General features: G+C 73.4%; 8 protein-coding genes. 5 read left to right on the plus strand and 3 right to left on the minus strand.

What is annotated here, in order from left to right:
- Window positions 1-25 precede the first annotated feature (25 nt).
- From NAEX_RS40220 to NAEX_RS40240, 5 genes are all read left to right on the plus strand, one after another.
- Entirely contained in the window at window positions 26-499 is a 474-nt protein-coding gene (locus tag NAEX_RS40220) for a hypothetical protein (RefSeq protein ID WP_096332755.1), read from the plus strand.
- Entirely contained in the window at window positions 496-1,686 is a 1,191-nt protein-coding gene (locus tag NAEX_RS40225; RefSeq protein WP_096332756.1) for a tetratricopeptide repeat protein, read from the plus strand. Before NAEX_RS40220 ends, NAEX_RS40225 begins: the two co-directional genes overlap by 4 nt.
- The gene (locus NAEX_RS40230; protein WP_096332757.1) at window positions 1,683-3,080 is read left to right on the plus strand and encodes an AI-2E family transporter; all 1,398 of its coding nucleotides are present in this window, start codon (window positions 1,683-1,685) and stop codon (window positions 3,078-3,080) included. Before NAEX_RS40225 ends, NAEX_RS40230 begins: the two co-directional genes overlap by 4 nt.
- Before the next feature lie 11 nt (window positions 3,081-3,091).
- The gene (locus NAEX_RS40235) at window positions 3,092-8,254 is read left to right on the plus strand and encodes a sigma 54-interacting transcriptional regulator (protein ID WP_170136419.1); all 5,163 of its coding nucleotides are present in this window, start codon (window positions 3,092-3,094) and stop codon (window positions 8,252-8,254) included.
- Window positions 8,255-8,436: 182 nt separating this feature from the next.
- Window positions 8,437-8,868 (plus strand): hypothetical protein, encoded by a 432-nt coding sequence (locus tag NAEX_RS40240; RefSeq protein ID WP_096332759.1) that lies wholly within the window; start codon window positions 8,437-8,439, stop codon window positions 8,866-8,868.
- Window positions 8,869-9,144: 276 nt separating this feature from the next.
- Here NAEX_RS40240 and NAEX_RS40245 read toward each other — a convergent pair whose 3' ends face one another.
- From NAEX_RS40245 to ftsY, 3 genes are all read right to left on the minus strand, one after another.
- Window positions 9,145-10,122 carry an outer membrane beta-barrel domain-containing protein gene (locus NAEX_RS40245; RefSeq protein ID WP_096332760.1) on the minus strand — a complete coding sequence of 326 codons (978 nt, stop codon included), beginning with the start codon at window positions 10,120-10,122 and terminating at the stop codon, window positions 9,145-9,147.
- 12 nt (window positions 10,123-10,134) lie between these two features.
- Window positions 10,135-11,148, minus strand: coding sequence for an outer membrane beta-barrel domain-containing protein (locus NAEX_RS40250; RefSeq protein WP_143140640.1), 1,014 nt, complete (start codon window positions 11,146-11,148; stop codon window positions 10,135-10,137).
- A gap of 544 nt (window positions 11,149-11,692) precedes the next feature.
- Window positions 11,693-12,883 (minus strand): signal recognition particle-docking protein FtsY, encoded by a 1,191-nt coding sequence (gene ftsY / locus NAEX_RS40255; protein WP_096332762.1) that lies wholly within the window; start codon window positions 12,881-12,883, stop codon window positions 11,693-11,695.
- Window positions 12,884-13,096 lie beyond the last annotated feature (213 nt).

Here is a 13,096-nt window from a genome sequence, read left to right on the forward strand (position 1 = left end):
GCCTGTTATCATCCGCCGCATCAAAGTGTCCCTGCTGGGCAAAGTCTACCTCCTGGTCAGCCTCATCCTGCTCGCGCTGGGCCTCGTATGGACGATCGTCACGCTGGGAGCGAACACCGGATGGGTCGAGGTGGTGCTCTACCTGCCGGCCGCCGATCTTTCACCGTCGCTCGTCCGCCGCCGCTTCGAGGTCCACTCGGCGGCGCTGATGGCCGGCTGGGTCGCCACCGCGGCGCTCCTGGCCGTGGCGGCCATCCGGGCGCCGTTTCGCATCCGTGCTGCGGCGATCGCGCAGCGGCGTACCCGCGAGCTCGAGCGCGAGGTGCTTGAGCTCCGCACCTTGCCCCTGCGACAGGAGGACGAGGACGAACTGCTGGCCCGCGAGGCCCATCTCAGCGACACGCGCCGGCCGGTGATGCTGGGCGCGTCGGCCCAGAGCATGGCGGCGACGCGGTCGTGGTCGGGCTCGCCGGCGAGGCGCGAAGGAGACGTCGGGTGAGCGAGCTGCTGGCGATCGTCGCCGCCGCGCTCGCAGGCGGCGGAGTCGGGGCTGCCCTGGCGTGGTGGCGGCTGGCGCCGCGACGCGAGGCGATCGAGCGCCTGGCCCGCCGCGGCCACGTGATCCACGAGCTCGCCGAGGGCGACGTCGAGAACGTGGCCGAAGAGCTCGAGCGGATCGCCGAGGCCGAGCCCAACGACGCCACCGTGTTCCTCGCCCTGGCCGCGCTCGATCGCCGCCGCGGCCGGGTCGAGCGGGCCAAGGCGCTGCACCGCACGGTCCTGGCGTCGGCCGAGCTGGCGCCCGAGCTGCGGGTCGCCGGCCTGGTCGGGCTCGGGCGCGATCTGCTGGCTCAGGGCAACGAGCAGGCGGCCGTCGGGGCGCTGACGCGGGCGATCAGCCTGGCGCCCCGCTCGGTGGCGACGCTCGAGTCGCTGGCCCAGGCGCTCGAGCAAGCGGGGGCCTGGGAGCGCGCGGCGGCGGCGTGGGAGCGCCACGAAAAGCTGGCCCCGGCCCGCCGACGCAGGCAATCGCGGATCGGTCGCGGGCACGCGGTCGCCGGCCAGGCGCTCGCGGCCCTCCACGAGGGCGATCCCTTCAAGGCGCGCAAGCTGGTCGAGCGCGCGCTCGAGCTGGCGCCCGACAGCGGCCACGTGTGGACCGCGCGGGCTCGCGTCGCGGCGGCCGCAGGGGCCCGCGAGGAGGCGCTCGAGGCCTGGCAGCGCGCCTGGGAGCTGGCGCCCGCGGGCGCGCAGGCGCTGACGGGCGAGGCGTGGTCGTGGGCGATCGAGGAGGGCGCCCAGGAGGAGCTGCTCGAGCGCATGCAGGCGAGCTTGCGCACGGCGACCGCCAGCAGCCTGGTGGTGGCGCTGGCCGAGCGGGTGGCCCGGCGCGACCCGGACCAGGCGGCCCTGGCGCTCGCCCGGGTCGCGTCTCGCTCCCCCGCGGCGGCGCTCGGACTGATACGCTTGCGCCTCGCTCAGGGGCCGCGTGACGCGACCCTCGACGCCTCGGTCCGCGACGCCGCGATGAAAGACACCACGCCCCCCACGCTCGTGTGCCGGCAGTGCGCCGCGCCGATGGCCAGGTTCGGCTTCCGCTGCAGCTGCGGGGCCTGGGACAGCGCCGTCGCGGTCGAAGACCTGGGGCCGCGCCGCGGCCACGACCCCAGCAGGAGCCGCGCATGACCGAACCAGTCCCGTCGCGCCGGCGCGAGCTGCTCGCGTCGATCGGCCAGTTCCTCCGGCTGTGGGGCTTCCTGCTGTTCCCGGTGCTGCTGGCCATCATCTTCCGCGAGGTGATGGTCCCGTTCGTGTTCGCGTTCGCCCTGGCGTACCTGATGGCGCCGGTGATCAACCGGATGCAGGTCCGGATCGGACGTGTCCTTTCGGTCATCCTCGTCTACCTGTCGCTGTTCGGGCTGATGACGGCGTTCCTGACGCTGTTCCTGCCGGCGCTGGTGGCGGACTTCTCGCGCCTGCGCGACACGGCGCCGGCGGCGATCGAGTACCTCGACCAGAACGTGCTGCCGCAGGCGTCGCGGTGGGTCGACGGCTCGCTCGGCACGCTCCACCAGCTCGACGAGGCGGCGCTGGCGACCGCGGCCCAGGAGCCGCCGAAGCCGTCGGAGCTGCTGGCGAAGCCGAACAAGGACGGCTCCTGGTCGATCAGCCTCGAGGGCGCGCGCCTCCACGTCTCCGAGGCCGGCGACGGCCGCTACACGATCGCGGCCCCGAGCTCGACCGAAGAGAAGAAGCTGACCGACACGCTGCGCAAGCTGGTGATGACGAAGGGCAGCGAGTACACCGGCCAGATCGCCGGGTTCCTCCGCAGCCTCGTCAGCGGCGTCACGGCGTTCCTGACCAACTTCACGATCACGCTGATGCTCGCGGCCTTCATCCTCGTCAACCCGCAGCGGGTGATGGGGTTCGTGCGGGCGATGGTGCCGATCCAGTACCGCCGCACCTACGACGAGATCATGGGGCTGCTCGACGTCGGCCTCGCCGGGGTCATCCGCGGCCAGCTGCTGATCTGCCTGGTCAACGGCGTGCTGACCTACATCGGCCTCGTCATCTTCGACATCAAGTACAGCTTCCTGCTGGCGGTGGTGGCGGCGGCGTTCAGCCTGGTGCCGATCTTCGGCACCATCATCTCGTCGATCCCGATCCTGCTGGTCGCGCTGGTGTCGAACGAGAACGGGGTCGCGTTCGGGCCGCCGCTGCTGATGCTGGCGTGGATCGCCGGCATCCACCTGCTCGAGGCCAACGTGTTCAACCCGAAGATCATCGGCGACGCGGCGCACATGCACCCGGTCGTCGTGATCTTCGCGCTGCTGGCCGGTGAGCACGTGTACGGGCTAACCGGGGCGCTGCTGGCGGCGCCGGTGGCGAGCATGCTGCAGACCCTGTTCCTGTTCGCGTTCCGCCGCTCGCGCTACCACCACGGGCCGAGCACGTCGGGCGACGTGGTGCCCGCGATGCAGTCGGTGACGACGTCGGTCGAGGCGTCGCGGGTGGCGGCCGACTCGGGCAGCTTCGTCGCGGCCGAGAGCGACGCGTCGGACCGCTTCACCGGGCCGTGATGGAGGGCGCCGTGGGCGGTGCGGAGCGCGACCTCGCCTTCGGCCTCCCGCCTCGGTTCGTCGCGGTCGCGCGGCTCGGCGAGGGCGCCGAGGGCGGGACGTGGACGGCGCTCGACGCCGACGCGGGCGGCCGGCGCGTCGCCCTCAAGCGGGTGCCGCCGGAGCGCGTCGGACAGGTCCGGCAGGCCTTCCGCGTGCTGCGGCGCGTCAGCTCGCCGCACCTGCCGGCCGCGCTCGAGCTGCTCCATGAGACAGGCGGCGGCGCGTGGCTGGTGACCGGGTGGATCGACGGGGCGCCGCTGCAGGCCGGCCCGGTCGCGCCGGCCGAGGCGCTGGCCGAGGCGATCGCGGTGGCGCACGCGCTGCGGGCGATCCACGAGGCCGGCACCCATCACGGCGACGTCAGCCCCGGCAACGTGCTGGCCGGCGAGGGTGGGGTGGTGCTCACCGACTTCGGCCATGTTGGCTGCCTCGGCTGCGGGACGCCCGGCTTCCTCGCGCCCGAGGCGCTGGCGGGCGGCGGCGGGCCGGCGGCGGACGTGTTCGCGCTCGGCTGCCTGCTGTGCTTCCGCCTGTTCGGGGCCCCGCCCTGGGCCCGACCGGAGGGGCTGGTCGACGCGCTGCGCCGCGGCGAGCGGGCGGTCGACGCCAGGCTGGCGGAGCTGGCGGCGGGCGCGGCGGTGCCGGAGGAATTGCTGGCCTTGCTGCGCCGGCTGCTGGCGCTCGACGGGGCGCGCCGCCTGGCCGACCTGCGGCTGGTGCAGGCGCGGCTGCAGGCGCTGCTCGCGACCTGTCGCCAGGGACATGGCCCCGAGGGCATGTCCTCGGAGGCGGGCCCGACCTGGTGGCTGCCGGCGCGCTGGCCGTACGCGGGCACGCCGCTGGCGCCGGCGCTGGCGATGCTGCTGCCGGGGCCGCGGGCCCGGCTGGTCGCGGTGGCGGGGCCGCCGGGCGCGGGGCGCGGGCGCGTGGTCGAGGAGCTGGTCGGCACGCTGCAGGCCCAGGCCGAGGGGCCGCCGGCGCGGCTGTGCCCGGCGGAGCGCCTGGGCGCGGCGCTGCAGGTCCCGGCCGCGGGGTGGATCGAGGCCTGGATCGCGGGGGCCGAGGAGGCGGTGTTCGGGCTGCCCGAGGCGCCGCCGTGGCCGGGTGATCTGGCCGAAGAGACCGGTGACGAAGAACATGTTGCAAGGCGCAGGGCGGCGGTGCTGGCGGCGGCGGCGGCGATGGCCACGACGACGCTAATCGTGCCGGTGTCGCCGGCGCTCGGGGCGGCGCTGGCCCGCGCGGGGGCGGAGGCCGCGGGCCGCGGCGAGCCGCCGATCGCGGTGCTCGAGCTGCGGCCGTGGACCGAGGCAGAGCTGCTGCAGGCGCTGCAGCCGGTGCTCGATCCGCCGGAGGAGCGCGAGGGCTGGGCCGAGGGCCTGCGCGCGGCCACGGGCGGCTGGCCGGGGGCGACGGTCGAGGCGATCGAGGCCAGCGCGCGGGCGATGCTGGTGAGGCCGACGCCGGAGGGGATCGCCGGGGCCGCGGCGACGGCTCGCGGGGCGCTCGACGCGGGTCGGGCCCGGCTGGTGCTCGAGGCGGCCTGGACGGCGGAGGGCCGCGAGGCGGCGGTGGCCACAGGGGCGGGGCTGCAGGCGGCGCACCTGTTCGCGCCGGGCGGGGTGCCGCTCGGCTGGGCGCTGGCGGCGGCGCGGCGGACGTTCGGGCCGCGGCTGCGCGAGCTGGCGCGCGAGCGGCTCGCCGAGGCCGAGGAGGCTGCAGGGCGCGAAGGACATGGCGAAGAGGGCATGTCCGGAGGGACAGCCCGAAGCGTGACGCTGGCGCTGGCGGTCGACGCCGAGTCGCCGGCCGCGGTGTCGCGCTGGCTGGCCGCGTGCCCGGAGACCGGCGGGGCGTGGGAGCGCGACCCGGCGTTGCCGCGCCTGCTCGAGCGCCTCGACCCGGCGCTGCCCGACGCGTCCCGGGCCAAGCTAGCGGCGGCGCTGCTGCGCGCCGGGCAGGCCGGACGGGCACTGGCGCTGGCCGCCGGCGGGGGGCCGCGCTGCGCGCTGGTGGCCGCGCGGGCGCTCGAGCAGACGGGGCGCGCCGGGGAAGCGCTGGCGCGGCTCGAGGCGCTGCTCGCCGAGCCGACGCTGCCGGACGATCTGCGCGCGACCGGGCTCGGGCTGCGCTGGCGCGCCCTGACCGACCTCGGCCGCGCGAGCGAGGCGGTGGCGGAGGCGCTGCGGCTGGTGGAGCCGGAGCTGGCGCGAGGGACAGGTCCTGAGGGACAGATAGCGCAGCTGTTCGAAGAGACAGGTGCGTCGACCGACCGCGCCGCCGGTCGGAGCCGGACGGCGGCGGCCCGGGCCACGGGAGCGACCGCGCATCGTGGAGCGGGAGATCGGGTCGGGCGAAGCTCGTCCGCGGGCGCCGCGAGCGAGGACGGTGACTCGACTCAAAGGACATGTCTTTCAGGGTATGACCCAGAGGACAGGCTTCGCGCGGCGCTGGCGGCGAGCGGACCGGGGGCGGCCGAGGCCTGGCTGTGGGCGGCGCTGGCGGCGATCTACGGCGGCGCCGAGGGCCGCGCGGAGGGCTGGCTGGCGCGCGCGGAGGCGCGGCTCGCGGCGGCGCCCGGGCACGCGGGGCTGCAGGCCCGGATCGATCAGGTCCGCGGCAACCTGGCGCACCTGCGCGGGCAGCTCGGGCAGGCGGAGGCGGCCTACGAGCGGGCCGCCGCGGGGTTCGAGCGCGCGGGCGAGGCGATCGGGCGCACGCTGCTGGCGGCCAACCTGGCGGCGCTGGCGATCCTCAGCGGCGAGCTCGGTCGCGGGCTCGAGCACGGGCGGCAGGCGCTCCGCGGCTACCTGGCGCTCGGACGCGTGCAGGCGCTGCCGGAGCTGGCCGAGAACCTCGTGCAGCTGCTGGTGCGGGCCGGCGCGCAGGCCGAGGCGGTGCGCCTGCACGTGCTGCTGGCGCAGACGCTGAGCGGGACATCGGGGTCGCTGGCGCAGGCGCGGCTCGAGCGGGTGCAGGCGGAGCTCGTGTGGGGCGAGCGGCTGCGCGGCCAGGGCAGCGACGCCGCGGTGGCGCACGCGTTCGCGACCGCGGCCGAGGCCCTGCAGCGCGCCGGGGCGACGCGCGACGCCGGCGAGGCGATGCTGCGGGCGGCCGCGGCGGCGCGGCGCAGCGGGCAACCAGCGCGCGCGGCCGAGCTGCTGGCGGCGGCCGAGCACGGCCTCGCCGACGGCGACGAGGAGCTGCAGGTCGCGGCGGCGCTCGAGCGCGTGCTGGCGGCCGCGGCCGGCGGGATGCACGGCGAAGTCGCCCGCGCGTGCCGTGTCCTGGCCGAATTGCCGCGACCCGGCGAGCTCGCGGCGCGCGGGCGCCTCGAGCTCGCCTGGCACTACGACCATGTCCTTCACGCTATCCTGAGCCCGAGCGACCCGCGCCGGCCGGCGCTCGCCCGTCGCGCCGCGCACACCTGGGAGGTTCTGATGAGCAAGATCCCCGACCTCGACAAGCCCAGCGCCCGCGCGGCCCTGCTCGCGGAGTCGGGCGATCGGGCGGCCGTCGCGGCGCTCGTGAGCGACCTGCCCGAAAGTGCAGGCGAGCCGGTCGCCGAGGAGGCCGCGCCGACGGAGGCGCGGCGCGGCGGGGACGCGGGCCAGCTGCTGCGGATGTACCGGCGGCTGGTCCGCGAGGACGACCTCGAGCGCCTGCTGGCGCAGGTGGTCGACGCGGCGATGGAGCTGTGCGACGCGGAGCGCGGGGCGATCGCGGTGTTGCCGACGCCGGCCCGCAGCGGCGAGGCCGCGGCGCCGACCCTGGTGGCGCGCGAGCTCTCGGGCGGGGCCGGCGGGACCTTCTCGCGCTCGGTGCTCGACCGCGTGCTCGCCGAGGGCACGGCGATCCTCAGCGTCGACGCGATCACCGACGACCGCTTCGGCCAGTCGCGCTCGATCAGCCACCTCAACCTGCGCAGCGTGCTGGCGGTGCCGCTGGTGCACCGCGGGGCGCTGCTCGGGGCGCTCTACGTCGATCACCGGCTGCGCCGCGGGGCCTGGGGCGAGGCCGACCTGGCGCGGCTCGAGGAGTTCGCCGAGCTGGCGGCGCTGGCGATCGCGCACCGCGGGGCGGTGGCGGCGCTGGCCGAGCGCGGGCGCGAGCTGGCGGCGCTGCTCGAGGAGCGCGAGCTCGAGGTCCGCGGCCTGCGCGAGGCGGCCCGCACGCCGGAGCGACGTGGCTATCGCGGCATGGTCGGAGGGACAGGTTCGATCCAGGCGGTGTTCCGGCTGGTCGACCGCCTGGCCGACAGCGACGTGCCGGTCGTCATCTACGGCGAGAGCGGGACCGGCAAGGAGCTGGTGGCGCGGGCGATCCACGACGGCGGGCCGCGGCGGGCGCGGCCGTTCGTCGCCGAGAACTGCGGGGCGATCCCGGAGACGCTGCTCGAGAGCGTGCTGTTCGGCCACGCCAAGGGCGCGTTCACCGGGGCGCAGCGGGCCACGCCGGGGCTGTTCGAGGCGGCCGACGGCGGCACGCTGTTCCTCGACGAGATCGGCGAGATGAGCCCGGCGATGCAGACCAAGCTGCTGCGCGTGCTGCAGGAGGGCGAGGTCCGGCGGGTCGGCGACACCACGGTGCGCAAGATCGACGTGCGCGTGATCGCGGCCAGCAACCGCGACCTCGACGCGATGGTCGCGGCCGGGCAGTTCCGCAAGGACCTGCTGTACCGGGTGCGGGTGGTGAAGGTTGAGCTGCCGCCGCTGCGCGCGCGGACCGAGGATCTGCCGCTGCTCATCGAGCACTTTTTGGGCAAGTACGACCGCGGGCGCCGGCTCACCGTCAGCGCCGCGGCGGTCCGGCTGCTCGCTCGCTACGCGTGGCCGGGCAACATCCGCGAGCTCGAGAACGAGGTGCAGCGGTGGGTCGCGCTGTGCGAGGCTCGCGTCGAGCCCGACGATCTGTCGCCGGCGATCCGCGAGGCGCCGGCGAGCGGGGCGCCCGATCCGGACGACCTCCGCCTGCGGCCGCGCGTCGAGCGACTCGAGCGCGAGCTCATCGACCGTGCGCTGCAGCTGGCGGGCGGCAACCAGACCCGCGCGGCGACGCTGCTCGGGCTGTCGCGCTTCGGGCTGCAGAAGAAATTGCGCCGACTCGAGAGCGGCGGCGAGGACGAGGACTGAGCCGCCGGGCCTGCCAACCGGGTTGGCAAATCGCTGTGTCGCCGCCATCGACGTTGCGAGGCAGCCGGGCTTTATCCAGCGATCTCGCACTTGGCCCGTTGGTGTAAGTTTTGCAAAAATGCAACCGTGGTCGCAGACCCACGGGGCCCGCCGTGCGTCGCAGCCGCTCGGAGCTTCGATCCATGATCTTCCGCGCCATCCTCGTTGTCGCCTTCGTCGCCCTGAGCGCCTGCAACACGCACCTGCCCACGCGCACCGACCGGCCGTTCACCGGGCAGTTCGGAATCTCGGTCCCGGTGCCTCCGCCGAGCCTCAAGGCGGCCCCGGTGCAGTACGTCGACGTGAAGGGCAACCTCGAGGTCGAGACGCCCATGGCCGACACGCGGATGTTCCTGTACGACCGCTCCGGGGCCCGCGGGTACTTCGTCTACGCCGACCCGTACGGCGAGTTCGAGTTCGACGCGGTCAAGCTCGACCTCACCGACAACTGCCTCGAGGTGTGGTTCGAAGAGCCAGGTCCCGAGGGACAGGTCAGCGAGCACCGCTTCTACGTCGCCGACATCGACGAGGACGACAAGTCGGTGGTGACGATGGAGCAGACCGACGAGTGCTGAGCGAGGCGCGCCGAGCGTCGCGGCTCGGCGGGCGGACTGGCGACGACCGGCCTGGTCGAAGGGACAGGTCGGAGCGCGAGGCGGACGGTGACGACTGCGCGAGCGACGAAGCGGTAAGTCGGCTCAAGAGATGGGCTTGCGCCGGCGCTCGCCAGGAGCCGCGCAGTTCGGCGTGCGGGCTGGCCGGAAGGGCAGGCGAAAGCGGCGGGGCCCGAAAGCACGAAGGCCCGTCAGCGTGCTGACGGGCCCTGCGAGGACTCGACCGGAGCGGGCGGCTTACTGGGCCTTGACCGGCTTGCCGCCGACCTTGAGCTGCGAGCGCTTGGCCTTCGGCGGGAAGTAGAACGTGACGCCCAGCGAGAACATCACGTTGTGGTTCCAGTTGGCGTCCTGCCGGTCGACCTTCGGCGGAACGTCCGTCGTGGTCGCGTTGAGACCGGCCGCGTTGTTGTAGGTCATGATGTCGTGGACATCGAGGTTGAGCGAGGCGAAGTCGGCGAGGAAGATGTTGACGCCGCCGCCGAAGCTCGGACCGACCTTGATGCCGGTGTCCGCCTTGACCGGGTGCAGGTAACACTCGCGGTTGGTCTCGGTGCCCTGACGGCAGTAGGTCGTGGGGTCGTTCGGGTTGCTGGTGTCGAGGCCGAGCAGCTCGCTGGTCGACTTCTGGTTCGGGTAGTGACGCCCGAAGTTCGCCAGGCCGACGCCCGCGAACAGGTACATGTCGTACTCGGTGAAGATGCCCGAGAACAGGCCCAGCTTGCCGCTGAAGGGCTTGAACACGACGTCGAAGCTGGCCAGCCAGTTGTTGCGGGTGAGGCCCGACTGGAAGTCGTGGAGCAGCGGCGCGGGGCTGTTGAAGTCGGCCAGCGTCCGCTTCGGCGCGGCCTCGGGGTTCTCCGCCGAGTTCGGGTCGATGCCGCGGGGAAGGCCCCCGGCCTCGTCGTTGAGCGCCTTGAGCAGCTTCGCGTCGCGGTTGATCACGCCGTACGCGAACTTCGCCTGGATGCCGATCCAGTCGGTGAAGTCGAAGTGGAGCTTGCCGCCGACGTAGCCCTTGTGGACGAAGGTCTGCGACAGGCTCATGCCGACGAACGGCGTGATGCCGAAGCGAAGCTTGCGCAGCTCGAGCTTGCGGACGACCACCGGCTTGCCCTCGAGCGGGCTCTTCCGCTTGGCCTGCGCGGTGTCGGGAAGCAGCGTGATGGCGACCAGGGATGCCGCCAGAACAGTGAGCGATCGAATCCTGTGCATGTCGAGGTGCTCTTAGCGGCGGGTGGTGTACTGGAAGGTGGTGGGGAAGTAGAAGCTGAGCCCCAGGAAGAAGACCACGTTGAAGGCGAGCTTCTTGACCGCGTTGTCCTTGGCAACGCCCGGGTCGTCGTACATCTCGAGCTGGTTCGGGCCCGGACCGCGCTCCGGCGGCTCGAGCTTGTCCTGGTAGATCCAGGTGCGGACGCCGAAGTTCACCGAGAGCCAGTCGACGCGCGGGCCGTAGAAGCGGGCGCCGATGGCGAAGTTGCCCTGGCCGGTGAGGTGGCGGAACGGCTCGTGGATGGCCTCGTACCGCGGAATCACCTGGGTCTGGATCGCGCCGCCGCCGACCTGGATGTACGACTCCCAGTGCATCAGCGCGCGGTTGAACACCGCGATCTTGCCGTAGAAGGGGTTGTACAGGAAGTTGACGCTGGCCTGCCACAGCGTCTTGTTCGCGGTCAGCAGCACGCTCTCCTGGAAGCGGATGTTGGTGTACCGCGAGGTCTTGTTGCCGAAGAAGGCCGTGCCCGTGATACCGACCGCCATGCGGTTGGTGATCCAGTAGTTGAGCTCGGCGCCGACGGTGTAGTGGCGGACGAACGGGTCGTTGACCGTGATGCCGACCTGCGGCTGCAGCTCGAAGCGCTTCTTCTTCAGGAAGCGCTGGCGCTGCACCACGGTGATGAACGCCTTGTCCTGCTTCAACTGGTCGGCTTCGGAGGTCGCGCTGACCTTGCCGGCCTCGCCGGTGGGGGGTGCCTTGCCCTTGTTCTCGTCGCCGAACAGGTCGGTCGAGGCTCCGGCTTCACCGCCGGCCTTCGCCTCGCCCGCGGGCTTGGCCGGCGTGTCGCCCTCGGCCTCGTCGAGGACGATCGTGTCGTCGTCGGCCGGAGCCGCAGGTGCGGGAGCGGGAGTCGCAGCGGGTGCGGGTGCGGGTGCCGCGACGGCCGCGGCGGCGGTTCCAGGAGCAGTGAAGGCCCAGGCTGCCAGGAGAACAGCCGAGCCGGTCAAAGAACGTCGCATGCTCACCTCAAGGTCGACTGGCACGTGGGTATCTCGGAGGTCAGGCCCGAGGGCCTGTGGAGAGGCCCTGCAGGGCCGGGGGAGGCAGGAATTCAAGTGGCCGGGAGGGCCGGGAACTGGGGACTCAGGCCCGGAGGGCCGGGAAGTGAGTCGGCCCGAAGGGCCGGGAAACAAGCAGGCCCGAGGGCCGTGGGAATCAGAATCGCAGAGCTGGGGTAGGAAATCATCAGGCCCAGAGGGCACCCGACAACCGAAGCGATAGACACCGGTTTAGGGGTGTCGGACGGTATCACAGCCAACCACTAGGTCACAACAGGACAAGCGTTGTTTGATGCCGGGCGCTGTTTGGAGCAAAGGCACGCAGGGCGGTGCGTAGGCCCCAAGGCCGCCGAATTCGCAGGTGAGGCCCCGACACGCCGCTGCCGGCCGTCCCGCGAGATTGCGGAAGACGATCTCCGCGGCAGGGGGTCGGCGACCCGTCACGACCTGGCGACCTCTACGGCGCTCAATTTCAAACACGGCGCGGCATCGTAGAAAGTGCCAGTCACGCCTTCGCGTCGTCGGGATCGCCGAACATGGCCTCGACGAAGGCGTCGGCGTCGAACGGGCGCAGGTCGTCGATCTTCTCGCCGATGCCGATGAAGCGGACCGGCACCCGCAGCTCGTCGCACACGCCGAGCACCACGCCGCCCTTGGCCGTACCGTCGAGCTTGGTCAGGACGAGGCCGGTGAAGTCCATCGTCTCCTTGAACAGGACCGCCTGGGCGAGCGCGTTCTGGCCGATGGTGGCGTCGAGCACGAGGAAGGTGTCGTGCGGGCCGCGGACCTCGGCCTCGCCGACGCCGCGGGCCCGCGCCAGCGCCTTGGCGCACGAGCGGCGGATCTTCTGCAACTCGTCCATCAGCTCCTTCTTGGTGTGGAGCCGGCCTGCGGTGTCGCAGAGGACGACGTCGAAGCCCTCGCGGGCGCCGCGGAAGATGCCGTCGTGGATCACGCTCGACGGGTCGGCGCCTTCCTTGCCGAGGTGGATCTCGCAGCCGACGCGGCGGGCCCAGATCTCGAGCTGCTCGCCGGCGGCGGCGCGGAAGGTGTCGCCCGCGACCAACAGGACGCGGCGCCCGGCGGCCTTGTGGAAGGCGGCCAGCTTGCCGAGCGTGGTGGTCTTGCCGACGCCGTTGACGCCGATCATCAGCAGCACGTACGGCGGCGGGTTCGGGCTGTAGTCGAGCGGAGCGGCCGGGACGGTGAGGATCTGCCGCGCCGCGGTGCGGATGACGGCCCACACCTTGTCGGCGTCGGCGACGTCGCTCTTGTCGAGGAGGTCGGTGACCTGGTCGAGCAGCTTCTGCGCCGCCTTGGCGCCGATGTCGGCGGTGAAGAGGACGCTCTCGACCTCGTCGCGCAGCTCGGCGCTGACGCGCGGGCGGCCGCGGAACAGGCGCGCGAGCTTGGCGACGAAGCCGCCGCGGGTGCGCGCGAGGCCGGCGACGTAGCGCTCCTGTTCGGCGGCGCGGGCGAGCTCTTCCGGCGTGAGCGGGCGGACCGGGGCCTCGGCGCGGCGTCCGGGGGCACCGGGCGCGAGGGCGCGGTCCGACGGCGGCGCTTCGGTCGCCGGCAGCTCGGGCGGCGTCTTCCCCGGCGGGAGGGCGCGGCGACGCGCGTAGACGACGACGCCGCCGGTGACGACGAGTGCGCCGAGGATGGCGAGGAGCAGGTAGATCTCGGTCGAGGTCATCGGCGACGGCCACTGCAGCGGTAGCACAGCCGCGGCCGATCCTGAAGGGTTCGGGCGTAGCTCCGCGAGATCTGCGAGATCTCGGGGGCGCGGGCCGCGGGCGCCGGAGGGCCGGGGGCGGGCCGCGTCAGCGGACCCGGGATCGGCTCCGCGGGAGATCGTCACGGCGGGCTTTTCCGGGGCGGCGGGTGGTGCTATCTCGCGGACGCCAGC

It is taken from the genome of Nannocystis exedens (assembly GCF_002343915.1).
GTDB lineage: Bacteria > Myxococcota_A > Polyangia > Nannocystales > Nannocystaceae > Nannocystis > Nannocystis exedens.

Bases quoted from the DNA above. Each gene is read 5' to 3' on its own strand.
- ftsY (WP_096332762.1), bottom strand. From the start codon at position 12,883: ATGACCTCGACCGAGATCTACCTGCTCCTCGCCATCCTCGGCGCACTC.
- NAEX_RS40240 (WP_096332759.1), top strand. From the start codon at position 8,437: ATGATCTTCCGCGCCATCCTCGTTGTCGCCTTCGTCGCCCTGAGCGCC.
- NAEX_RS40245 (WP_096332760.1), bottom strand. From the start codon at position 10,122: ATGCACAGGATTCGATCGCTCACTGTTCTGGCGGCATCCCTGGTCGCC.
- NAEX_RS40230 (WP_096332757.1), top strand. From the start codon at position 1,683: ATGACCGAACCAGTCCCGTCGCGCCGGCGCGAGCTGCTCGCGTCGATC.
- NAEX_RS40250 (WP_143140640.1), bottom strand. From the start codon at position 11,148: ATGCGACGTTCTTTGACCGGCTCGGCTGTTCTCCTGGCAGCCTGGGCC.